Here is a 23673-nt window from a genome sequence, read left to right as displayed (position 1 = left end):
CGTGTGTCAAATCAACTGGAAGGGAGCCGTGTCCTGGTCCTCGGGCGTATGCCCGAGGTCCTCGAGACGGTGACGCGGGAACTCGCAGAGTTGGGTGTCGCGGTACAAGGCACGACAGAGGCGGAGAGTGCGACCGAACGATTCGATGCCGCACAGTTCGATCTGATCGCTTTCGGTCGTGGATTGGTCGGGCCCCTTAGCGAGCGTCTCCGTCAAGGCTTTGCGCAGCAAAACCCGAGTGTTCGCTTTCTCGATACCTTCGCGCCCCAGGCCGTAGGACAGATCGTGACAGCACTGGAAGGAAAGGATCGGCGCTCCTTGGTCGACCTCGATGCCTATTGCGCACGAATCGGCTATCACGGAGAGCGAGCGCCGACGCTGGAGACGCTGCGGGCACTGCAGGAATTGCATCCGGCGGCTATCGTGTTCGAGAACCTGGATGTTCTCATGAGGCGTGGCATCGATATCTCGCCGGCCGCGGTCGATGCCAAGTTGATTGCAAGGCGGCGCGGCGGTTACTGCTTCGAGCACAATAGCCTGTTCAAGCGTGTGCTGACGGCGATGGGGTTCGAGGTAGAAGGACTGGTCGCCCGTGTCCACTGGATGGCACCGGCGGGTTCATCACCACGACCGCGCACTCATATGGCGTTGCGAGTCACCGTGGACGGTCAGCCCTGGTTGGCCGACGTCGGTTTTGGCGGCTGTGTACCGACGGCCCCGTTAGCGATGGACACTACCGCTGCCCAGCCGACTCGCCACGAGACGTATCGGGTCATCCCTTTCGGCGATGGACTACTGGTTCAGGCGCAGCTTGGCGAAGAGTGGAATTCACTTTATGAACTGTCGCTAGAGCCGCAGCTCGATGTGGATTACGAGTTGCCCAACTGGTATACGGCGACGCATCCTTCATCCCACTTCCTCACCAATCTGAGTGTCGCACGAACGACCCCTGAAGCCCGTTATACGTTGTCGGATGGACGACTGACTGTACGCACCCCGGAGGGTGACGTGGAAAAACGCTCACTCGCTGCCAATGAGCTCGAACAGGTGCTGCGAGAGACCTTCGGGCTACCCGTGGAGCCCGCTTGGTGGCCGGTGATCGAGCGGGCTGCCTCTGTTACCTGACGCTACTGATGCGGGAGCTCAAGGATTGGGCTCTCGCACTCTTGCCTGTTTTTGTGCTGATCAATTAAAAATTCCTTGACGAGCTGCTCAGCGATTGCCTAGCCTTTTTGTGTCGATTAGCACATAAATCAGGAGGGCCCATGACATCGCTGAAAGGAAAGGTGGCGTTGGTGACAGGAGGAAGCCGAGGCATTGGGGCGGCTATCGCCCGTCGGCTGGCATCGGAGGGGGCTAAGGTGGCCCTGACGTTCGTGAACTCCGAAGCCAAGGCGCAAGAGGTGGTAACCGAGATCAAGGCATCGGGAGGGCAGGCACTAGCGATTCATGCCGATAACCGGGATGCCAAGGCAGTCGAGGCGGCAATCGATAAGACGGTTGCCGCTTATGATGGCCTCGATATCCTGGTCAATAATGCCGGAGTCTTCCTGATCGGAGACATCTCCGAGCTGGGCCTGGAGGATATTGATCGTACTCTCGAGATCAACTTGCGAGCGTCGGTTGTGGCCGCCAAGGCGGCGGCGCGTCACATGGGCGAGGGTGGTCGCATCATCACCATCGGGAGCAATCTGGCTGGGCGCGTACCGTGGCCGGGTATCAGTCTGTATTCGATGAGCAAGGCAGGGTTGATCGGCTTCACCAAAGGGCTGGCTCGAGACCTTGGGCCACGAGGCATCAACGTCAATATCGTGCATCCGGGCTCGACCGATACGGACATGAATCCCGCCAATGGGGAACTGGCCGATATGCAGCGCGGTGTGATGGCCATCCCGCGCTATAATCATGCCGACGATGTGGCAGGTCTCGTGACCTGGCTGGCAGGCCCCGAGGGAAGGTCGATGACCGGGGCCGAGTTCACCATCGATGGCGGAGCCAATGCCTGATCCTCGCTCGATCATGCACAGACCGGGGCCAGAGGGCCCTGGTCTTGGCTCCGGCAACCATATTCTCGCCAAGGCCCTGACAGGAGTCATGCATGATCGCCCACACCCCGAAGCCCCCGTACTATGCCGTGATCTTTACCTCGGTGCGTAACGATCTCGACGAGTCGGACTATCAGGCCATGGCGGCACGAATGGTGGAACTTGCCAGCCAGCAACCTGGCTTCCTGGGTGTTGAATCGGCACGCGAGGAAGTGGGCATTACCGTCTCCTACTGGGAGAGCCTCGAGGCGATCCGGCAGTGGAAAGCGCATGTCGAACACCGCGAGGCACAACGACTGGGACGCGAGCGCTGGTATGCGACGTTCAAGACCCGTATCAGTCGGGTCGAGCGGGATTACGGTATTTGAAACTGGGCCCAGTGGCCGTTCTCTCGCTTCATCTGTCGCTTCGTCTTGGTATTCAGGCAGTCGGAGGAGCGGCATTGAAGCGTAGCTTGGGAGCAGACGTCATTCCCGCAGGTAACGGGACACGCGCTTCTCCTCGCGGATCAATCCTTGGGGCCGGAACAGCACGATCGCCGCCAATAGCAGGGCCACCAGCAACCAGCGGAAGTAGGCCGCACGCCGCGGCAGATCGTCGGCGATCAGCGCGAGCAGCGGCTCGATGGCGTTGGCGAGGAAGGCGGTACCACTCCACACGCCCCACACGATGAAGCCGCCGATGATGGCACCACGGTTGTTGCCGCTGCCGCCGAGCATCAGCATCACCCACACCAGGAAGGTGGCGAACAGGGCGTGGAAGTGGCTGTAATCGATGGTTACCGTGTAGTGGGCATATAGCGCACCGGCGATGCCCATGATCACGGCGCCAACAACGAACGACTGGATGCGCACGTAGGTAATGGGCTTGCCGTTCATCGCTGCCGAGGCCTCCTCATCGCGCACAGCTCGCAGCATCCGCCCCCACGGCGAGCGGCAGGCCCGTTCCATGAGCAGGTAGGCACCGGCGACGAACAGCGAGATGATCGTCAGGTAGAATAGAGGGTAATCGCGCGGTGTAAGCGGTTCCAGCACCGTTGTCGTCCATGGCGGCAGCCAGCCACAACCCTGCGTTTCAACCAGGCAGCGCAGCGGTTGAGGAATGCCCCGCAGCGGTTGTGGCCCATTGGCCAGCCAGCGCTCGTTCTGGAAGATCAGCCGGATGATCTCCGCCACACCGATGGTAGCGATGGCGAGGAAGTCCATGCGCAACCGCAACACGGGAACGGCCACCAGAAACGCCACCACGGCGGACACCAGCGCTGCAGCGGCGACCCCGACCAGGAACGGCAAGCCTAGGCCGAACGCCATCTGGGTGTACTGCGCGGCGATGCCGGTGGGGGCCTCGACGGTCATCAGTGCGGAGGTGAAGGCCCCGACCGCGAAGAAACCGGCGACGCCGAAGTTCAGATGACCGGTGTAACCCCACTGGATATTCAATCCGAGCGTCAGCAGCGCATAGACGCAGCCCATGATGGCGAACGAGACGGAGTAGGCGAGAATGCCGCTGGGTAGTGATGCGCTCAACGCGAAGGCCAATACCACACCGGCGACCACTGCCATCGGCAGGCGCCAGCGGCGTGCGGGCAGCAACAATAACAACAGCAGCACGATCGGGATGATCAGCAATACGCTTTTGATCAGGATCAGCGTTTCCATCGCTTAGCCTCCTCCGCGCCCGAACAGGCCCTGCGGGCGTACCAGCAGCACGATCACCATCAGTACGAAGGCCACGGCCGGCCCGTAGGTCGGGTCCAGGAAGGCGGTGGACACCTGATGCGTGATGCCGATGATCAGTGCGCCCGCTAGTGCCCCGTATGGGTTGCCGATACCGCCCATGATAGCGGCAGCGAACATGGGCAGCAGCAGCCAGAAGCCCATTTCGGGACGCAACTGTGAGGAAAGGCCGTACATGGTCCCGCCGGCGGCGGCAAGCGCCCCGCCGAGTAGCCACGTCCAGGCGATCACCCGCTCGGTATTGATTCCACGTACCTGGGCCAGCTCCGGGTTGTCTGCCGTCGCACGCATGGCCTTGCCGATGCGCGTACGCTCGAGCAGCACATATACGCCGAGCATGAGCATCAGGGCCAGCACCAGGATAAAGAGTTGATCGGCACGCACGCGGATGTTCAACGGCAGTTCCAGGGCGGGATTAGCGCGCCCGGGGAAATAGAAATGGAAGTCCGGCCCCCAGGCGATATAGATGATGCTGCGCAGAAAGAATGCCATTGCCAGCGACGCCATCGCGAACAGCACGAGATGGGCGTTCTGGCGGCGCAAGCGGCGGTAGACGGCGCGGTCGACGGCCACCGCCACGAGTCCCACCAGCGGCATGGAGAGCACCAGTGCGACCGGGAATTCCCAGCCGAACGACAGGGGACGAAGCGGTTCGCTCTGCGGCAGCCAGGCGAGAAAGGCGAAGGTGAAATAGGCGCCCAGGGTGACGAGCGCACCGTGCGAGAAATTGGGGAACTTGAGCACCCCATAGACCAGCGTCAGGCCGATGCTACCCAGGCCGATGATACCGCCGAGCATGATCCCCCAGGCCGCAAGCGACAGCAGCCGCTCGCCGCTTACCCCTTGGAATCGGGCGAGTACAAGCAGCGCCACGAACACCACGGCGATCGAGACAAGCAGGAAGGCGCGCGTCTGCACCACATCGCGCACCCGTTCGCCGAGACGCTTGTCGCGCTTGACCGGTGCGCGATCAGGTTCTTGGCTTATGTCCATCCTCAGCCCCCTAGATACAGTCGACCCACCTCGGGATCGTCGAGCAACGCTTGCCCCGTACCGTCCACCCGGTTCTGTCCGCTGGCGAGCACATAGCCGCGCGTGGCCATCGCCAGCGATTTCCGTGCGTTCTGTTCGACCATCAGCACCGCAAGCCCTGTCTCGTTGATGTGGTGAATGTTGTCGAAGATCTCATCGACGAGCTTCGGCGACAGCCCGGCGGAAGGTTCGTCGAGCAGCAGCAGCTCTGGTTCGAGCATCAGCGCACTACCTATGGCAACCATCTGACGCTCACCCCCTGACATCTTGCCGACGCGCTGGTGCCGGCGCTCACGCAGCTTGGGAAACAGTTCGTAGACCCGCTCCTTGCGCTCAGGCAATAACCGCTCGTCAAGGAGATATCCGCCCATCTCGAGATTCTCTTCCGCGGTGAGCTGAACGAAGACATTGGCAACCTGAGGCACGTAGCACATGCCTTCCTTGACGATATCGTAGGGAGAGCGTCCAGCGATCTCCTTGTCCCGAAAACGGATCGATCCCTGACGTGGGTGGATTAGCCCGAACACCGCTTTCATCAGTGTGGACTTGCCGGCGCCGTTGGGGCCGATCAGCGATACGATCTCGCCGTCGTTCACCTCCAGGTGCACGTCGTGCAGGATGTCGGTGTCGCCGTATCCGGCAGTAATGCCCTCAGCCTTCAACAGTGGCATATTGGCCTCCGAGATAGGCTTCCAGGACTCGTGGGTCGCGACGTACCTCCTCCGGTGAACCTGTCATCAGTTGCCGCCCTTCGCTCATCACCACTACGGGGTCGCACAAGGACATGATCATGTCCATGTCGTGCTCGATGACCAGAAACGTGATCCCACGCTCACGATTGAGATAACGGATGTTGTCAGTGAGGCGGTGCATCAGGGTGGGGTTCACACCGGCACCAGGCTCGTCGAGTAGAACGAGCGTAGGATCGGTCATTAGCGTGCGCGCTAGCTCGAGAAGTTTCTTCTGACCGCCGGAGAGGTTGCGGGCGTACTCATCGCGGACGTGGGAAAGATCGACGAATTCGAGCACTTCCAGCGCCTTCTTGCGGTTTGCCAGTTCCTGACGTCGTACTGCGCCGGGGCGTAGCCAGGCGTTGAACAGCCCCTCTCCCTGCTGACCGATGGGTACCAGCATGAGATTCTCCAGCACTGACAGGCTCTGGTGCTCGCGTGGAATCTGGAAGGTACGGCACAGGCCATGGCGAAAGATGCGATGGGGCGGCAGGTTGGTGATGTCTTGCCCGTTGAGGGTAACACGCCCGCCCTGGGCGAGATGGAAGCCGGTAACGACGTTGAACAGCGTGGTCTTGCCGGCACCGTTAGGACCGATCAAGCCAGTAATGGTATCCGAGTGGACCTCCAGGTCCGCTCCGTCGAGCGCCCGTAGGCTGTCGAAATCTCGTACGAGGCCCTGCACCTTGAGGAGGACTGCGTCATCGGATCGTGACGTCTTGCCATGGGGGCCCCCACTTTCTTCGGTTTCCCTCGTCATGCCATCTCCTGAAGAGGCGGACATGCACCACTATTTTTGAACATAGCAACATGGGGGCAGCGTGTCGAAACGCGGTTACCGGCATTGGGGCGATGGTCGAGTGCCTGGCGTCTACACTCCTTTTAGGGCATTTCCACACCCTGGAGGATGTACCGTATTTCAAGATGGTCCCCGCGTGTGAAAGCCCTGTAGGCAACTGACAGACGCAGGAGGGAGAACCAATGAAAAATACACGACAGCCTGGCTCTCGGCGTGGTCTCGCGCTGGTGCCAGCCGCCCTCGGCGTATTCACCTTGAGTGCAGCACTCGTGACGGGTAGTGCAAGTGCCCAGGATAGTCCACCGGCGATCACGATCGGCCAGATCGCCCCCTTCACCGGTGCCGGTGCAGAGTTTGGCGAGTTCTATCGCGACGGTGCAGCCCTTGGCGTCGAGCATATCAATGCCGCTGCGGAGGAGGCTCTTGGCGGTCCCGTCATCGCCGAGCATCTGAGTGAAGACACCAACACGCTTCCCACGCCGGCGATCGAGGCGGCGCGTCAACTCGTCGAGGTCCAAGGCGTACCCGCCATCATCGGGGGCTGGTCGAGCGGCGTGACCGTGGCGGTCGCCACGTCGGTGACGATCCCGTCGGAGGTGTTGCAGATTTCCAATGGCTCCACCTCGCCGTTGATCTCGGTCCTGCCAGAGGATCGTGACGCAGACATGCTGTTCCGCACCACCGCTTCCGATGCCTTGCAGGGAGTGGTCGCCGCTCAACTCGCCCGCGGAGAGATCTTCGAGGATTACAAGGTGGATAGCGCCTCGACGATCTTCATCAACAATCCTTATGGTCAGGGGTTGTCCAACGCTTTCGCACGGTCCTTCCAGGCTCGTGGCGGCACGGTCAACGCGCAGGTTCCGCATCCCGAGGAACCGCAGCCCACCTACACCTCGCAGCTTGCACAGGCGTTCCAGGGCGAGCCCGAGTTGCTGTTCGCCGCGAGCTATCCCGGGCATAGTGCCACCTTTCTCCAGGAGGCTCGCGATATCTTCGGCCAGACCAACTGGCAGTTCGTCGATGGCAACCGTTCGCAGGAAGTCATCAGTGCGGTGGGTGGCGCGGATCTGGAGGGTCTCATTGGCACTGCGCCTGGCCAGGATCCGAGCATCCCCGGTTTCAGCAATTTCGCCGATGCATTTCGCGAAGCCTATGGTCACGATCGCATTCCGCCATTCACCGAGTCGGCCTATGACGCCGCCGTGCTGATCGGCCTGGCGACGGTCAAGGCCATCGCCGATGGGCACGACAGCGTCGAGGCCATCACCGGGCCGGTGCTCCGCGACCGTCTTCGTGACGTTGCCAACCCGCCCGGCACGGAGATCGTCGCCGGTGATCCGGAGAGCATTGCTGCTGGAATCAAGGCGATCATGAACGGTGAGGATGTCGCTTACACCGGCGCCGCCGGGCCAGCGGACTTCGACGACAACGGCGACGTGATCACCCCCATCGCCATCTGGAAGTACACCGATGGTGGCATCGAGGACGTGCAGATCCAGTCGCCGGAGGACATTCCTGAAGAGTGAGCCCGCGCCTGGAAGGCTGTTATCAACCAGTCCGGGCGGGCTTGTCCCGCCCGGACTGGTTGGTCCAATGTCGTGAGCCATCTGCCACGCAAGGGATCTATGTTTTGATAGTAGGGCGACCTGAAGTCTTTCAGCAGTGCGCTGGGCTTGTCACCTTGTGTTCAGCGATCAGACGGCTCGTCAGTTCTTCCACCAGGGTTTCGATGCGCTGCTCAGCTTGGTTCAAGGAAGCCAGCAGGCGCTCATCGGCGAATTCGTCGTATTCGACGGCGACACTGTGCATGTCGTCGATGCCCAAATAGCCGAAGACCGTGCGGATATGGGGTTCGACATGGTTGATATGACCGATGCGATGCCCGGGCTCATAACCGAAGTCGCCCCGGGCACTGAGCACCACCAGACGCTTGCCCATATCGGTTAGCAGTGGCCAGTAGGGCACGCCTTGGCGTGAACGGTCGAATCCGAAGGTGCGCCCGACGCGCACGATATTGTCGATATAGGCCTTGAATCCGGCCGGCACACCGAAGTTGTACATCGGTACCCCCGCCACGATCACATCCACTTCCAGTAATTCATCGACCAAGGCCTCGCTCTCGGCCAGTGCCTCGTGCATCCAGAGCTCACGTTCCTCCGGTTTGGTGAAAGCGGCATGAATCCACTCGCCAGTGACGGGACGAGGTGGATGTTGCCCGACGTCGCGATAGAGAATTCGGTCATCGGGACGAGCCCGCTGCCAGTGCTCGACGAAGTGGGCGGTCAAGCGCCGTGAGTGGGAGCCATGGGGCTGGGCGCCGGAACGCCCTGGACGGGCGCTGGCATCGATATGCAGCAGGGTGGTCATCGTGATCTCCTTGGTTTCCATCAAGTTAAATTCATTCATTTGGTGAAGTCGACGATAGGATCGATCCGATGACAAGCGACTGACAAACGATATATTCTCAGCAGATGAACAAGTTAATTTTGTCCATGGTGGTGCCATGAGTCGGCGTTTGATGCCTCTTTCGCAACTGCGAGCCTTCGAAGCCGCTGCACGACATCGCAGCTTCAAACAGGCTGCCGAAGAACTGGCGGTCACACCCGCCGCGATCAGCCACCAGGTTCGTGAGTTGGAAAGCCTGCTCGGCATCCCATTGTTCGAGCGCAGGACGCGCCAGGTCGTGCCGACGGCTGCGGCGGAATACCTCTATCCTGTGCTGCGCCGGGGCTTCGATGACTTTTCCAACGCCTTGGAAACACTGCGCGAGCGTGCCACACCAAACAGCGCCACGCTCTCGTGCACGCCGGCCTTCGCCAGCCAGTGGCTGTTGCCGCGCCTTGCCGGTTTCCATGCACGTCATCCCGATATCGACCTGCGTATCCATGCCAGCGAAGCGACCATCGATCTGTCTCAAGGAGACTGTCTGGCGATTCGCTATGGTGTTGGCCCTTACCCGGAGCATAAGGTCACTGAGCTGGCGACCGATGCCTTCGCTTTGGTGGCTAGCCCACGATTGAACCTCACTCGTATCGAGGACTTGAGCGGTATGCGTCATATCCGCTTCGACTGGTACCGTTCAAGCCTTGGGTTACCGACTTGGCCGGAGTGGTGCCACGAGGCGGGATGCTCTATCGCGGATCTAGGCCATAGTCTTGCCTTCACCGACGAAAGCCACGCGATTCAGGCCGCTGTTGCTGGCCAAGGCGTGGCTCTGCTAGGGCTGACATTGGTTCAGGCGGAACTCGAGCGCGATGTGCTGCATGTACCTTTCGGACCAGTACTACCTGGGTTGCGATACCATCTGCTCAGGGAGCAAGGAAGTCTCGGTAATGTTGTTCTGGACCGGGTGGAGTCGTGGTTGAGGGAGGAGTTCGCCGCCATGTCCCATCCTCCTGCGAGTGCAACTCATGAATTGCATCGGTCACGTTAGGGACGATTTATTTTGCCAGTGAATCACGACTTGGTTCACTTTCCTTCAATGGAATTCCTGCATGCGTCGACTAAGTCCATAGTCGAGCGTTTGCCCAGGTCGACGAAATGTTCGTTCAGCCAACGATCCGCCGCTTGATAGCCGATGTCATGCAGGCGCTCGATCAAGGTCATCCTGGTGCTCAAGCGGGTAATGGCATCGAAGTCATCCATTTCCTTGTTGGCCGCGATACGATGGAGATGCAGGCTATCGATCTTGCGGAACAGTTCCCCTTGATAGTGGTGGCCGGCGCTTTCTTCCTCGATCAGCAACCGTTTGATCAAAGCCACGGTCTGTAGCTCCTGGCGCAAGCTACTGTTGAAGCTGACTTCATTGATACGGTCGATGATTTCATGAGCCATTCGAGGAATGCCGGGGCTCTCCACGGGGTTGATTTGTATCAGCAGCAGGTCACCGGGTGGACTCTCCTTGATCAACGGTAACAGTGACGGGTTGGCGCTGTAGCCACCGTCCCAGTAGGCTTTACCGTCTATCTCGACGGCATGGAACAGCAATGGCAGACAGGCTGAAGCCAGTACGGCATCGCATGACAGTTCGGGATTGCGGAACACGCGTGGGTCGCCCGTGCTGACATTGGTTGCGGTCACGAACAGCTTGATCTCATCGAACCGGCGCAGCCGCTCGAAGTCCGCATGACGCTCCAATAGCGTGCGCAAGGGATTGATATTGAAAGGGTTCGTCTGGTAGGGAGAAAAAAGACGGGAGAAAGTATCCAGCATCCGGTACCAGGGGATGAAGGAGAGGCCCCAATGGCCGAAGATCAACTGCGCGGCATTGACGCCTGGTATACCACTCTCGCCGCTGCGTCCCACATCGTTCCAGAATGCCCGGAGTGCATCACGGGCCTCTTGCCTACCGCCTTTGGCCCAGCCAGTGGCCAATACCACGGCATTCATGGCCCCGGCACTGGTGCCGCTGATTCCCCCGATCTCTACCCGTCCATGTTCCAGCAGTCGGTCCAATACTCCCCAGGTGAAGGCGCCATGGGAGCCGCCGCCCTGCAAGGCGAGATCGACGCTTTTGCATACGTGGTTGGATGACATGTGATGGCCTCTTGGGTCGTGTTGCGGCCAGATGAGCGTAACTCTCACCGCGAATGCGTCCAGGATCTCTCAATTATAAGACATCTACGAATTACGCCATGCCACTTAAGGGTCAAGCAGCGCTAGCTAAATCAGATACTTGAAAGGGCATTTCTTTCACTTCCATCATGAAATACGGGCGTTGAAGTTTCTGGATGGAACTTTTTATTACGATGTTCTTGACTATACTTCGAAGCATTGCAGGGACGTGAGTGGCCCGCCGGCCTCGCGGCGATTGGACCGCAAACGATAACGATAATGACGTTGCGTGCAATGGAGAACGAACAATGAAGAACACGACAGACGCCAGCATAGATACCAAGCCGACCTCTCGTCGACAGTTTCTGAAAGGCGGGCTACTGGCCACCGGAGGTGTAGCGGCAAGCACGTTGGCTGCACCAGCGGTTCTGGGGCAGAGCCCGATTGTCATCAAGATGCAGACCTCATGGCCCTCGGGTGATATCTGGATGGACTTCGCTCGCGAATATGTCGAGCGCGTCCAACAGATGTCCGGTGGTCGGCTACAGATCGACCTGTTGCCCGCGGGGGCGGTAGTCCAGGCCTTCCAAGTGCTGGATGCGGTCAATGACGGCATCATCGATGCCGCCCACACCGTGCCGGTGTACTGGTATGGCAAGCACAAGGCAGCATCGCTATTTGGTACTGGTCCGGTCTTTGGCGGTGACGCTACCACCATGCTGGCCTGGTTCCACCAAGGCGGTGGCAAGGAGCTCTACCGCGAACTGACTCAGGATATCCTGGGGCTCAATGTCTATGGCTTCTATGGTTTCCCGATGCCGGCCCAGCCGTTCGGTTGGTTCAAGAACCCCGTCACGACGGTAGATGAAGTTCGAGGTCTCAAATACCGCACCGTAGGGCTTGCGGCCGACCTCATGCAGGAACTTGGCATGAGCGTCGCGCAACTGCCGGGCGGCGAGATCGTGCCGGCAATGGAGCGTGGCGTCATCGATGCCTTCGAGTTCAACAACCCGTCTTCCGACATGCGCTTCGGTGCACAGGACGTGGCCAAGAACTACATGCTTTCCTCTTACCACCAGGCGAGTGAATCGTTCGAGTTCCTGTTCAACAGGGACTTCTTCGACGACCTCGACGAGGATCTGCGGGCGATTTTGCAATATGGGGTAGAGGCAACATCGACGTCGAATACGGCGACGGCGCTCGACAACTATTCGAAGGATCTTCGGACCTTGCAGGAGGAGCACGGGGTCACTGTGCACCGCACCTCGCAGGAGATTCTCGATGCCCAACTCCAGGCGTGGGACAAGCTGATTCCTCAACTGGAGGAAGACGAGTTCATGAAACGCTGCCTCGACAGTCAGCGTGAGTGGGTCGACCGCGTCGTCTTCTACGAGTTGATGAACAAGCCTGACCTGGCATTGGCTTATGAGCACTACTTCCCGGGCAAGCTGAAGCTCTGAAGGCATCCTTCTGTCTCATCCCTCGGCCTTGTGCCGAGGGATGGACAGTGGAAGGCTCTAGCCATGACACGACAGCTTTCATAACTCCCCGGCGCAGTGGCCTTGTGGCTGTTACGCCGGCTTATCGGGCAGGTGTATCCGCGTGTTGACCAAAGTCATCCAGTTCATCGATCGCCTCACGGGGTGGTTCGGCCGAGCGTTCGCTTGGCTGATCCTGCTGATGGCGTTCGGCATGGGCTACGAGGTACTGGTGCGTTATGTCTTCAATGCGCCGACCGCTTGGGCCTTCGACATGTCCTACATCCTTTACGGCACGCTATTCATGGTGGGTGGCGCCTACACGCTGGCGCGCAATGCCCATGTGCGTGGCGACTTCCTGTATCGTCTGTGGAAGCCGCGCACGCAAGCTGCCGTCGAGTTAGTGCTTTACTTCATCTTCTTCTTCCCCGGAATCACCGCATTGGTGATTGCTGGTACGAAGTATGCCGCGCGTTCCTGGCGTTATATGGAGGTAAGCGTCAATTCGCCGGCTGGAGTACCGGTGTTCCATTTCAAGACCATGCTCGTAGTGGCGGGAGCGTTACTTTTTCTCCAGGGTATTGCCCAGGTTTGCCGTTGCATCCTCTGTCTCAGGACTGGCGAGTGGCTGGGTCACGAAGAGGATGCCGAGGAACTCGAGGACAAGCTGCTCAAGCAAGCGGCCTCCGGGAAGATTGATAAGGCGGAGCAATACGTGCACGGGAGAGATGACACATGACGGATCCTCAGATCGCCATCATGATGCTGGGGATCTTCATCCTCATCATCTTCTTCGGTTTCCCGATCGCCTTCACCCTGATGGCGCTGGGCGTCATCTTTGGTTACTTCGCCTACTTCAATCCGGGGCGCATGTGGCGCGATTACGATCGCGCTGTCGAGGCTGGTGCCGGTAATTGGGAGCTGTTCGATACCTGGATTGGAGGCTTCTTCAACAACCGAATCTTCGATCTATTCGTCAACCAGACCTACTCGGTGATGGCAAACGAGGTGTTGACCGCGGTGCCTTTGTTCCTGTTCATGGGCTATATCGTCGAGCGTGCCAACATCGTCGACCGGCTGTTCTCGACGCTTTACGTCGCGGCCAAGCGTCTGCCCGGAGCCATGGCGGTGGCGGCACTGATCACCTGTGCCCTGTTTGCCACCGCTACCGGCATCGTCGGTGCGGTGGTCACGCTGATGGGGTTGTTGGCGTTCCCGGCGATGCTGAAGGCCCGATACAATACAGGCTTCGCTTCAGGGGTGATCTGTGCCGGTGGCACGCTCGGCATCCTGATTCCACCTTCGATCATGCTGATCGTCTACGCGGCGGCCTCAGGGGTTTCGATCGTGCGGTTATATGCCGGGGCATTGCTCCCCGGTTTTCTGTTGGCGGGGCTCTACCTTGTCTATATCATCGGTCGTTCCCTGCTGCAGCCCTCGGTGGCACCGAAACCACGTGAAGAGGACGTCGGCGATATCCCGACGGCAAAGCTGATATTGATGATCCTGACCTCGTTCGTACCGCTGGCGGTATTGATCATGGCGGTACTGGGGTCGATTCTGTTCGGCTTGGCTACACCAACCGAGGCGGCCTCGGCGGGGGCACTCGGCGGCTTGGGGCTAGCGGTGGCTTATCGTGCGCTGACTTGGCAGCGGCTGCGCGAGGCGGTCTACCTGACCATGAAGACCACCGCCATGGTTTGCTGGCTGTTCGTCGGCTCGTGGACCTTCTCCTCGGTATTCTCCTATCTCGGTGGTGAGCATCTGATCACTGAGTTCGTCACTGGACTAGACATTTCGCCACTCACTTTCCTGATCCTGGCGCAGCTCATCATCTTCCTTTTGGGCTGGCCGCTGGAATGGTCGGAGATCATCATCATCTTCGTACCGATCTTTTTGCCACTGTTGCCGCATTTCGGCGTCGACCCACTATTCTTCGGCATTCTAGTGGCACTCAATCTGCAGACCTCGTTCCTGACGCCCCCCATGGCGATGTCGGCCTATTACCTCAAGGGTATTGCGCCACCACATGTGCAACTGGTCGAGATATTCCGTGGCTGCATGCCGTTCCTGGCGATGGTGTTCCTTGCCATGATCGTGCTCTACAACGTACCTCAAATCGTGTTCTGGCTGCCGGAGGTGGTGTATGGGCGTTAAGCGGATCCCGACGGCGGAGTCCAGCTTACTGACAGCGCGTGAAGCGGCTTGGCGTATTGCCGAGGGCGCGCTCACCTCGGCTGAGTTGGTCGCAGCGTCTCTCGAGCGCATCGCGGCGGAGGAACCGCGGGTCGAAGCCTGGGAATTCCTCGATCGCGACAAGGCCATGGCCGAAGCCGAGGAACGCGACCGGCGCCGCCGGCGCGGGTTGCCTCTTGGGCCTTTGCATGGGGTGCCTGTGGGACTCAAGGACATCATCGACGTCAAGGGTATGCCGACAGGTAACGGCACGCCTATCGATGCTGGCAAGCGGCCGTTCGTGGATGCTGCGGTAACCCGTCGGCTGAGGGCCGCCGGAGCGGTGATTATCGGCAAGACGGTGTCCACCGAATTCGCTTATTATCACCCGGGCAAGACATGCAACCCGCATGATCCGACACGGACACCTGGTGGTTCGTCGAGTGGCTCGGCGGCGGCAGTGGCAACTGGCATGGTACCGCTGGCGTTAGGAAGCCAGACCAATGGTTCGGTGATCCGACCGGCCTCGTTCTGTGGCGTGGTCGGCTTCAAGCCCACCTTCGGGGCGATCCCACGCACTGGCGTACTGACACTGGCTCCTAGCCTCGATCACATCGGGATCTTCGCGCGTACGATCGAGGACGTGGCGTTGTCAGAATTGCTGATGGGGCCGGATGAACAGGATATGGATGCACAGGAGAATCCGGGGCCCCTTAGCGACACAGCGTTGGCCGAGCCACCGGTGACACCGACACTGGCCTTCATCAAGACCCCCTTCTGGGAACGTGCAGACGCTACGACTCAAACGGCTTTCGGGGAACTCGTGGAGGCGCTGGGCGAACAGGTCGACGAGGTTGAATTGCCCGAGGTATTCGCTCGTGGGGCTGGTTGGCTAGAAGGCGTGATGGCGGCCGAAATGGCGCGCAATCTCGGTCACTATGTAGACCACACGCCAAACGAGACCAGCGAGAAGTTCCGTACGCTAATTGCCGAAGGGCGGGCGATGAGGGCGCCCGACTATCTGGCAGCACGCGATATGCGCCGCGTGCTGCGCGATGCGCTTGGGCCCATCTTCGACCGTTTCGACGCCATCGTCACACCGGCGGCGCCAGGTGAGGCGACCGAGGGACTGGAGAGCACCGGCGATCCCAGCTTCTGTAGTCTCTGGACCTTCTGCGGTTTGCCAGCCATCAGCCTGCCCCTGATGACTGGGCCGAACGGATTGCCGTTGGGGGTGCAACTGGTCGGCCAGCACGGGCAGGATGCACGGCTGCTCAGAACTGCACGCTGGCTGGTGCGCACGCTTTCCGAGGAGGGAAACGTATGACAGATAAAGTGCTGGCCATCATTGCACTGCTCGGGCTGATAGCCTTTCTGATCACGGTGCCGCTCTTCGTACCGCATATCGACCTGATCATCTTCACGGCCGGTTGCGTGCTGCTGGCCACCTTTGACTTCTGGCGCGAACTGTTTCGCGGTGAGCGCTGACTTGACCCGTTGGTCTGTATGGTGCCGCAAGGCGGATTCGAACCGCCGACCTGCGCATTACGAATGCGCTGCTCTGCCAGCTGAGCTATTGCGGCATGTAGAGGTTGGCAAAATAATAAGAACAAAACGGACGAGGTGCCAGCATCTCCCTGAGAGACCATGACTCGAGACGCTGGCACCTCCTATCCTGGTATTCCCGTCCCGCCCCGATCGAGGAATGAAACTTCCCTCCGTCCTTGGAAGAGGCGATCATGGTCCAAGGCTTGGCTGATTCCAGTGCATCGCTAGAATATGCTGGCCGGTAGGCAAGGACGCCGTTTCCTTTCGCGCGTCACTTGCCTCTTCTCACGGTAATCACAACCTTCTTGGCAAGGGTAGGGATACACAATGGAATGGCTTTCGGACCCTCAGGCATGGGTGGCGTTGGCGACGCTTACGGCACTCGAGATCGTCCTCGGCATCGATAACATCATTTTCATCTCCATTCTGGTGGGCCGGCTGCCCGCCGCACAGCGTCAGAAGGCGCGGCTGATCGGTTTGTCGCTGGCGATGGGCATGCGCATCCTGTTGCTGCTCTCCCTGGCCTGGGTGATGGGACTCACGGCGCCGCTGTTCGAGGTCTTCGGGTTGACGGTCTCGGGTCGTGACCTGGTATTGCTGGGTGGTGGCCTGTTCCTGCTGGCCAAGAGTACCCACGAAATCCATGCCAGCCTCGAGGGTGGGCCCGATGAGCATGGTTCGATCGGGACGGCGAGCATGTATTCCATTTTGATCCAGATCGCCTTGATCGACATCGTCTTTTCCCTGGACTCGGTGATCACCGCTGTCGGTCTGGCCGATCACGTGCAGGTCATGGTGATCGCCATCGTGCTCTCGGTCGGCGTGATGATGCTTTCCGCCAAGGCAATCGGTGACTTCGTCGATCGCCACCCCACCATCAAGATGCTGGCGCTGAGCTTTCTGATCATGATCGGTGTCATGCTGGTGGCCGAGGGCCTCCAATTCCACATCCCCAAGGGTTACATCTACTTCGCCATGGCCTTTTCGGTCGGGGTGGAAATGCTCAACCTGCGGATGCGTTCGAAAACCCGGCCTCCCGTCAAGTTGCAACGCAAGTTGCAGGAGAACGAGTCGACCGAGTGATCTCACCTCGAGGCGGGCTGTCATGCCCGCTTTGCTGGTACCCGCCCGGGCCGCAGGCCGAGTGTGAACGGGCAACGCGAAATCAGCAGGTCGTGGAAAAGCCGAGGTGTCGATTCTTATTGCTGTAGCCTTTCTGGTCGTCGTCTTTCTGACCTCCGCCTTGTCAGGAATCTTTGGCATGGCGGGGGGCTTGATCCTGTTATGGTTCCTGTTACTGGCATTGCCGGCGACAGTGGCCATTGCCGTGCATGGCGTGATCCAGCTTTGCGCCAATGCCTCGCGGGCCTGGTTCTCGCGTCACTACATCAACTTCCGTATCGTTGCCATCATCTCTTCGGGCGGGGCACTTGCCGCCGTGGGGCTGGCGTTGGTCAACTACACACCAAACACAGCCATCGTGTCACTGTTGATCGGATTGATGCCCTTGTTGGTGTGGATTCCAAAGGCGTGGTTTCGCTTCGATGCCGCTCGCCCTGGGCATGCCTTCTGCTGCGGGGTAGTCGCCGGTGGCTTGACCATCGCTTCCGGCGTGTCGGGACCAACCATCGATATCTTCTTCATTCGCACCCATATGGACCGTCGCCAAATCGTGGCGACCAAGGCAGCGGTCCAGGTCATTTCGCACTCGATCAAGATTGTCTTCTACCTAAGTGCTGCCCTGACACTGAATATGGGTCAGTGGGGCCTGATATTGCTGGCGATTCCCTTCGCCATTTTTGGCACGCGTTCGGGCAACGCGATATTGCGTCGCCTGACCGATGCCCGCTTCCGTTACTGGACTCGCTGGATCGTTACCGCGATCGGTGCTTTCTACTTCGTCCAAGGGCTGTTGATGGTCTACTAATCTAAAGAAAGTACACATTTCCAGCTAGCTCTGGGGAGTCCCAATGAAGGTACCGAAGTTCAACCGTCGCGGGTTCATCAAATCGGGCTTCTGGAGCGCGGTTGGTTCCCTGCTAGGAATGAGGGGATACGCGGCGGACGCCTCGGAAACCTATTCAATGCACGAAGGAGACAAGCCACCTCTCCAGGGCTTGCCTTCCTCTGATGGCATGATGACGGTAGGGGAGGTCGATCATGCTCGCAATGGCTTCGATCCTACCGCTATCCTGACCGACTGGGATACGGGGACGGTCGGGCGACTGCCAGACGGGCAACTCCTGCGTGAATACAATATCGTTGCCGTGGATAAGGAGATCGAGATCGCGCCGGGTATTTTCTTTCCTGCCTGGACCTACAATGGTCGAGTCCCTGGGCCTAGCTTGCGGGCGATGGAGGGGGATCGAATCCGTATTCACTTCACCAACCATGGCAGCCATCCGCATACGATCCATTTTCATGGCATTCATCCGGCGCGCATGGACGGTATCCCTGGCGTAGGTCAAGTGGAACCTGGTGAGTCGTTCACGTATGAGTTCGATGCACATCCCTTCGGTTGCCATCTCTACCATTGCCATTCGGTGCCGCTGAAGCGGCATATCCATAAAGGGCTCTACGGAGCCTTCATCGTCGACCCTGACCCGAATCGCCATCCCGAGCACGCCGATGTCGCCCGTTCTCGACTGCTAGGCAGTGAGGAGAATCAGCGCTGGCAGGAGTTCGTGATGGTAATGAACGGCTTCGATACCAACTTCGACGAGGAAAACGAAGTGTATGCCGTCAATACGGTGACTCATGCCTATGCCAATCACCCGATTCGTATCGAACGTGCCAGACCGGTACGGATCTACCTGGTCAACATCACCGAATTCGACCCTGTGAACTCGTTGCATCTGCACGCCAACTTCTTCGACTACTACGACCATGGCACGACGCTCACCCCCACGCTGCATACCGTGGACACCATCATGCAGTGCCAAGCACAGCGTGGGATCCTGGAGTTCACTTTTGCCGATCACGAGCCTGGGCTGTACATGTTCCATGCCCATCAGAGTGAGTTCGTGGAACTCGGTTGGATGGGGTTCTTCGAGGTGGTCGAATGAAGGCACGTTTCTGGAGTTCGCTGCTGCTGCCGATCGTGCTGCTTGGGGTGGCGATAGGCGTTTTTCTGGTTTCTGAGCCGCTGTCGTTGCTTGGTGTCTCGCCGCCGCCGATCGAGCAGCTCACGGTCGAGCGCACCGTTCTCGATGAAAAGGGCATTGACCTCAAGGTTCGTGCCGCTGGCTCAGATCCCATGCATATCGCCCAGGTGCAGGTCGATGGCGCCTACTGGCGCTTCACCCAGGAGCCTGCCGGGGCACTGGCGCGTGGTGAGAGTGCCTGGATCCATCTGCCTTATCATTGGGTGAAAGGCGAGCTCCACGAGGTCACCTTCGTCACCAACACGGGTGTGACCTTCGGTCACACCATCGAGGTGGCTGAGGCAACCCCCAAGATGAGTACCGAGCAATTCTTTGGCTACGGTTTGCTCGGGCTCTACGTCGGCGTACTGCCCGTGGCGCTTGGCATGTTGTTTCGGCCAGCGTTGCAGCGGGCCGGGGCGCGAGGGCTTGAATTTGCGTTGGCGCTGACACTGGGCTTGCTGGTTTTCCTATTGGTGGACACTATCGACGAGGGGCTGGAATTGGGTGAACAAGCCGCCTCGTTATTTCAGGGAACGGCACTGGTCTGGTTGGCGGCATTGGTCACATTTGGCGTGTTGATGGCCGTTGGCCGCCGCCATCGGGAGCCACCTCGGGGGCTGGCTCTGGCCCGCTACATCGCGCTGGGAATCGGCCTGCACAACCTGGGAGAAGGGCTAGCGATCGGCGGCTCGTTCGCGGCGGGGGCTGCGGCGCTCGGCACCTTTCTAGTCATCGGCTTTACCCTCCACAACCTCACCGAGGGGATCGGTATCGTGGCACCGCTTACCCGAGAGCGAGTGCGTTGGGTGGCATGGGTCGGCCTGGTGGCATTGGCCGGCCTGCCAGCGGTGCTGGGGACCTGGATCGGGGCCTATGCTTATGCACCGCACTGGTCGGCACTGATGCTCGGGATGGGAGCTGGCGCCATCCTGCAGGTGGTCGTCGAAGTGGGCGATTATCTGCGACGTACCATCGCCCGAGAAGGCATCCTCATTTCCATCGCGTCGGTTACCGGCTTCACGCTGGGAATCGTGGTCATGTATGCCACGGCCTATTTCGTGCAGGTTTGACTTGAGTGCCTCCGAGGTCAGTCGCGCATGCGGATCAGCCCCTCCTGGGCGGCCGAGGCAACCAAATGCCCGTCGCGGTCGTAGATACTACCGCGTGCGAAGCCTCGGGCACCGCCGGCCCAGGGGCTGTCCATGTCGTAGAGCAGCCAGTCGTTGACGGTGACGTCCTGATGGAACCATAGCGCGTGGTCGAGGCTGGCGATCTGCAACCGAGGGTCTCCGAATGCGATGCCATGGGGCACCAGCGAGGTGGTCAACAGATTGAAATCGCTGCTGTAGGCAAGCAGATAGCGATGCAGGGCGGAATCGTTGGGCAGGGCTCCGGAGAGGCGGAACCACAACCGTTTGCTTGGCGATTGGTCGTTACCGTTGCCGGGATCGTCACCAAGATGCAGGAACTCGATGGGGTGCCAATCGAAGCGTTGCACCTTGGCACCGTTGGCGATCAGGGTATCGGGATCGTCTTGTCCTGGCATGGCAAGCTGGTGATGGAAGCCGTCCTCGACACCATGGAAGGACGCACTGCAGAAGAAGATCGGTTTGCCTTTCTGGATGGCGGTGACACGGCGGGTGGTAAAACTGCCGCCATCACGTACGCTATCGACCTGATAGATGACTGGGCGCTTGGCATCGCCTGGACGCAGGAAGTAGCCGTGAAGGGAGTGCACATGACGTTCGGGAGTTAGCGTCTGGCTGGCGGCGGAGAGTGCCTGACCGAGCACCTGGCCGCCGAATAATTGAGGAAATCCCAGGTCCTGGCTATAGCCGCGAAACAGGTTTTCCTCGATCATTTCCAGGCCCAGCAGGGCGACTAGATCATCCAGGGCTCGAGTCATGGCGCTATCCTCTGCTGAAATATCAGACAATTGTTAAGCCATCAGCATACCGGAGGCGGCCACCGATGCGCAGCGATGAATTCTACATGCACCGGGCACTTGATCAGGCGCGGTTGGGCCTGGCAGCCGGTGAGGTGCCGGTGGGTGCGGTGGTGGTGGATGCCACGGGTGAGATCGTCGGGCTGGGCTACAATGCGCCGGTGGGTGAGTGTGACCCCAGTGCTCACGCCGAGATTCGTGCTTTGCGCGATGCTGCCACCCGGTTGAGCAATTACCGCCTCGATGGCTGCACGCTTTACGTGACCCTGGAACCCTGCCTGATGTGTACCGGAGCGATCGTCCATGCACGCATAGCGCGAATGATCTATGGTGCTGCCGAACCCAAGACCGGTATGGTCGAGTCGAAGGCCAATCTATTCGCCCAGCCATGGCACAATCACCAGGTACAGGTCGAAGGTGGGCTGTTGGCGACCCAGGCGCGTCGCCTGCTGCGCGACTTTTTCGCCGAGCGGCGCGGCAACGACAAGATCTAGCGCCCCGCTTCCAACGATGTGCCATTCGATGCGCAGACCACTCGGTCGCGACCGCTGGCCTTGGCTCGGTAGAGTGCCTCGTCGGCTACTTGCATCAAGGTGGCGATGTCCAATGGTCCGTTTTCCAGGGTGGCCAAGCCGATGCTGACGGTAAGTCGGCGTCCATCATGATGCTGTAGGTTTTCCGCTTGTATTCGCTCGCGCAGTCGCTCGGCGATATCCTGCGCCGTTCGAGCGTTACAAGCGGGTAGGCATGCCACGAATTCCTCGCCGCCATATCGTGCGAACAAACCGCCGGCTTCTTCGACGACGTCACGGCCCACCTCACCCAGGTGCTTGAGATAACGGTCACCGATCAAGTGCCCCTGATGATCGTTGATCTGCTTGAAGTGATCCACATCGCAAATCATCACACTCAATGGGCGCTGCTTGGTCTGAGCCTTCAGCGTTTCCATGAACAGGCGGCGATTGGGTAGTGCCGTCAGTTCGTCATGACGCGCCAGCCACTCGATTTCCTGCTGTAGCTTGGCCCGTGCCTGCACTTCATTACGCAATTCGGCGTTGGAGCGGTGCAAGGCACGATGTTGTAGCGCCAGGTGGCGATAGGCATACAGCACCAGGTAGAGCAGATAGGCGAGGGTCAGGCCAATGGCCAGACTGACCACCGGGAGTCTAGCGCGACGTTCCAGCAGCAGGGCACGGCTGGGGCGTGTGATCAGCTTCAATGAATGGCCGACGACATCAAGCGAAGTTTGATATTGCCAAGGGCCGAGCCCGGTGGTCGGTCCCAGGCTCGCCAAGGTGGTTTCCCCCTGGCGCAGTTCGAGAAATACACGCTTGGTATCGATTTCGTCAAACAGAGTGCCTACCAGAACCGGAAGGCTGACCACCATGGCCGCGGCTCCCATGGGGCGGTTGTCGTCGGTGGAGATGACGGGCAAATAGTGAATGATGCCGGGCCCTCCTTGCAGCAGCTCGACGATCCCGGTGTGTCCTTCTCGGCCATGGAACAAGGCTTGGCTCAGTGCCTCGCGTCCTTCGGGCTGGACATCGAATAAACGCTCCCCGAGAACCTGTCGATTGAGGTTCATGGGGTGCACTCTGATGATTCGACTATCCAGATTGATGAAAGCGATGTTGAGGAAGTATCGGAAGTCGCGATGATAGGGCTCGGCCTGGTGTGTCCATTGCGCGGAAGTGGGCGGCGTGTCGAGCAGGTTCCAGGAATTTGCAAAGCGGCGCATGGCGGCTAGATGATCGTGGATTTCCTGGGAAAAGCGGCCGGCAAGCTGCCGGTTTTGCTCATGCATGTCGGCGCGCAGAGAACGATCTTCCAACCCCTTTTGCTGGTGCCAGAACAGCAGGGATATGCCTACCAAAGCCAGTGCCGGCCATAGCGGGCGGTGCAGGTTGCCGCGCTCGGCATACCAGGTGGGAAGAAAGGCTACGGTTTGCGCGATCAGCAGACCCCACAAGGCAAGTTGTTGCATGAGGGGGGCGGCGTAGCGCAGCACCTGATTGGCGGAAGCATACGGTAGGCTTTCGACACACTGCATTATCAGTAGCAGCGTGATCGTGCCCAGCAACAGGGGGGAGCCCAGACTTGGTGACCGCCCTAGCCAGGCATTGGCGGCCAGTAGTATGAGGCCCAAGACGGTCAGTAATGAGGGCCGCCAACCGTCCAATGAGATGCTGGGAAAAAGCGGGTGGGCGAGATGCTCCCAAGTGGCGAGACTGACCCAGTACTCGGGCAACAGATAACTCAATAGCGCTACCGCCAGGGGCAGAAGTGCACCGGTCAGCAGTAGCCTGCCCAGGGTGGACTGACCCATGAGCCGGATCAATTGACCCATTCCTACCAGGAGGATCAGCAAGGGTTGTGGATCGAGGGATATGGCATCCCGGGCCTGGTACTCGCCAAGCAGAACGATGCCGACCATGCCGAGTGCCAAGCATGTCAGCGCAATGGCGATGCGAATCACGAGACCCT

At 59.7% G+C, this 23673-nt stretch carries 23 protein-coding genes and 1 tRNA gene; 15 read left to right on the top strand and 9 right to left on the bottom strand.

Going from position 1 to position 23673, the window contains the following annotated elements:
* The first annotated feature begins 3 nt into the window (after positions 1-3).
* The 3 genes from L861_RS10720 to L861_RS10710 all read left to right on the top strand — a co-directional run bounded on the left by L861_RS10720 (position 4) and on the right by L861_RS10710 (position 2413).
* Positions 4-1125: an arylamine N-acetyltransferase family protein gene (locus L861_RS10720; protein ID WP_027948157.1), complete on the top strand. Its 1122-nt coding sequence runs from the start codon at positions 4-6 to the stop codon at positions 1123-1125.
* 140 nt (positions 1126-1265) lie between these two features.
* Positions 1266-2006: a 3-oxoacyl-ACP reductase family protein gene (locus L861_RS10715; protein WP_016415976.1), complete on the top strand. Its 741-nt coding sequence runs from the start codon at positions 1266-1268 to the stop codon at positions 2004-2006.
* A gap of 92 nt (positions 2007-2098) precedes the next feature.
* Positions 2099-2413, top strand: a complete 315-nt coding sequence (locus L861_RS10710; protein ID WP_016415975.1) for an antibiotic biosynthesis monooxygenase family protein — start codon at positions 2099-2101, stop codon at positions 2411-2413.
* Positions 2414-2512: 99 nt separating this feature from the next.
* On the opposite strand, the gene L861_RS10705 is transcribed toward L861_RS10710, so the two are convergent.
* From L861_RS10705 to L861_RS10690, 4 genes are read right to left on the bottom strand one after another with little or no spacing between them, the layout of a single operon-like run.
* Positions 2513-3703 (bottom strand): branched-chain amino acid ABC transporter permease, encoded by a 1191-nt coding sequence (locus L861_RS10705; RefSeq protein WP_016415974.1) that lies wholly within the window; start codon positions 3701-3703, stop codon positions 2513-2515.
* A gap of 3 nt (positions 3704-3706) precedes the next feature.
* Positions 3707-4774 carry a branched-chain amino acid ABC transporter permease gene (locus tag L861_RS10700; RefSeq protein WP_016415973.1) on the bottom strand — a complete coding sequence of 356 codons (1068 nt, stop codon included), beginning with the start codon at positions 4772-4774 and terminating at the stop codon, positions 3707-3709.
* 2 nt (positions 4775-4776) lie between these two features.
* The gene (locus L861_RS10695) at positions 4777-5484 is read right to left on the bottom strand and encodes an ABC transporter ATP-binding protein (protein WP_021029168.1); all 708 of its coding nucleotides are present in this window, start codon (positions 5482-5484) and stop codon (positions 4777-4779) included.
* On the bottom strand, positions 5465-6304 hold the full coding sequence (locus L861_RS10690; RefSeq protein WP_016415971.1) for an ABC transporter ATP-binding protein: 840 nt from the start codon (positions 6302-6304) through the stop codon (positions 5465-5467). The genes L861_RS10695 and L861_RS10690 overlap by 20 nt, the downstream gene beginning before the upstream one ends.
* A 221-nt stretch (positions 6305-6525) precedes the next feature.
* Here L861_RS10690 and L861_RS10685 point away from each other — a divergent pair, with 221 nt between their 5' ends.
* Positions 6526-7869, top strand: coding sequence for an ABC transporter substrate-binding protein (locus L861_RS10685; protein WP_016415970.1), 1344 nt, complete (start codon positions 6526-6528; stop codon positions 7867-7869).
* Positions 7870-7999: 130 nt separating this feature from the next.
* Here the strand turns inward: L861_RS10685 and L861_RS10680 are convergent, their stop codons facing one another.
* On the bottom strand, positions 8000-8710 hold the full coding sequence (locus L861_RS10680; RefSeq protein WP_027948154.1) for an FMN-dependent NADH-azoreductase: 711 nt from the start codon (positions 8708-8710) through the stop codon (positions 8000-8002).
* A gap of 151 nt (positions 8711-8861) precedes the next feature.
* On the opposite strand from L861_RS10680, the gene L861_RS10675 reads away from it, so the two are divergent.
* The gene (locus L861_RS10675) at positions 8862-9776 is read left to right on the top strand and encodes a LysR substrate-binding domain-containing protein (RefSeq protein WP_016415968.1); all 915 of its coding nucleotides are present in this window, start codon (positions 8862-8864) and stop codon (positions 9774-9776) included.
* A 35-nt stretch (positions 9777-9811) separates the two neighbouring features.
* Here L861_RS10675 and L861_RS10670 read toward each other — a convergent pair whose 3' ends face one another.
* The gene (locus L861_RS10670) at positions 9812-10879 is read right to left on the bottom strand and encodes a patatin-like phospholipase family protein (protein WP_016415967.1); all 1068 of its coding nucleotides are present in this window, start codon (positions 10877-10879) and stop codon (positions 9812-9814) included.
* Positions 10880-11205: 326 nt separating this feature from the next.
* Here L861_RS10670 and L861_RS10665 point away from each other — a divergent pair, with 326 nt between their 5' ends.
* The 5 genes from L861_RS10665 to L861_RS24690 all read left to right on the top strand — a co-directional run bounded on the left by L861_RS10665 (position 11206) and on the right by L861_RS24690 (position 16038).
* Complete coding sequence (locus L861_RS10665) at positions 11206-12357, top strand: TRAP transporter substrate-binding protein (protein WP_016415966.1); 1152 nt, start codon at positions 11206-11208, stop codon at positions 12355-12357.
* 142 nt (positions 12358-12499) lie between these two features.
* Positions 12500-13114, top strand: a complete 615-nt coding sequence (locus tag L861_RS10660) for a TRAP transporter small permease subunit (protein ID WP_016415965.1) — start codon at positions 12500-12502, stop codon at positions 13112-13114.
* A complete protein-coding gene (locus tag L861_RS10655; RefSeq protein WP_016415964.1) occupies positions 13111-14532 on the top strand; it encodes a TRAP transporter large permease in 1422 nt (473 codons plus the stop codon). The genes L861_RS10660 and L861_RS10655 overlap by 4 nt, the downstream gene beginning before the upstream one ends.
* Positions 14522-15877, top strand: coding sequence for an amidase (locus L861_RS10650; protein ID WP_016415963.1), 1356 nt, complete (start codon positions 14522-14524; stop codon positions 15875-15877). Before L861_RS10655 ends, L861_RS10650 begins: the two co-directional genes overlap by 11 nt.
* A complete protein-coding gene (locus L861_RS24690) occupies positions 15874-16038 on the top strand; it encodes a hypothetical protein (RefSeq protein ID WP_016415962.1) in 165 nt (54 codons plus the stop codon). The genes L861_RS10650 and L861_RS24690 overlap by 4 nt, the downstream gene beginning before the upstream one ends.
* 19 nt (positions 16039-16057) lie before the next feature.
* Here L861_RS24690 and L861_RS10645 read toward each other — a convergent pair.
* A tRNA-Thr gene (locus tag L861_RS10645) sits at positions 16058-16133 on the bottom strand.
* 292 nt (positions 16134-16425) lie between these two features.
* Between L861_RS10645 and L861_RS10640 the strand changes: the two genes are divergently transcribed.
* From L861_RS10640 to L861_RS10625, 4 genes are all read left to right on the top strand, one after another.
* Positions 16426-17181, top strand: a complete 756-nt coding sequence (locus L861_RS10640; RefSeq protein WP_016415961.1) for a TerC family protein — start codon at positions 16426-16428, stop codon at positions 17179-17181.
* Between the two features lie 106 nt (positions 17182-17287).
* Entirely contained in the window at positions 17288-18025 is a 738-nt protein-coding gene (locus L861_RS10635; RefSeq protein ID WP_021029166.1) for a sulfite exporter TauE/SafE family protein, read from the top strand.
* Positions 18026-18182: 157 nt separating this feature from the next.
* On the top strand, positions 18183-19163 hold the full coding sequence (locus L861_RS10630; protein ID WP_201766421.1) for a multicopper oxidase domain-containing protein: 981 nt from the start codon (positions 18183-18185) through the stop codon (positions 19161-19163).
* Positions 19160-20314, top strand: coding sequence for a ZIP family metal transporter (locus L861_RS10625; protein WP_016415958.1), 1155 nt, complete (start codon positions 19160-19162; stop codon positions 20312-20314). Before L861_RS10630 ends, L861_RS10625 begins: the two co-directional genes overlap by 4 nt.
* A 17-nt stretch (positions 20315-20331) precedes the next feature.
* On the opposite strand, the gene L861_RS10620 is transcribed toward L861_RS10625, so the two are convergent.
* Positions 20332-21150 (bottom strand): acyl-CoA thioesterase, encoded by an 819-nt coding sequence (locus tag L861_RS10620; protein WP_016415957.1) that lies wholly within the window; start codon positions 21148-21150, stop codon positions 20332-20334.
* Positions 21151-21215: 65 nt separating this feature from the next.
* Here L861_RS10620 and tadA point away from each other — a divergent pair, with 65 nt between their 5' ends.
* On the top strand, positions 21216-21683 hold the full coding sequence (tadA, locus tag L861_RS10615) for a tRNA adenosine(34) deaminase TadA (protein WP_016415956.1): 468 nt from the start codon (positions 21216-21218) through the stop codon (positions 21681-21683).
* Here tadA and L861_RS23615 read toward each other — a convergent pair.
* Complete coding sequence (locus L861_RS23615; protein ID WP_016415955.1) at positions 21680-23665, bottom strand: GGDEF domain-containing protein; 1986 nt, start codon at positions 23663-23665, stop codon at positions 21680-21682. The two genes, tadA and L861_RS23615, sit on opposite strands and share 4 nt — an antisense overlap.
* Between the last annotated feature and the right edge of the window lie 8 nt (positions 23666-23673).

The sequence above is a fragment of the Litchfieldella anticariensis FP35 = DSM 16096 genome (genome assembly GCF_000409775.1).
GTDB lineage: Bacteria > Pseudomonadota > Gammaproteobacteria > Pseudomonadales > Halomonadaceae > Litchfieldella > Litchfieldella anticariensis.
The sequence above is the reverse complement of the archived record's forward strand: the minus strand, read 5'-3'. Positions and strand labels throughout refer to the sequence as shown.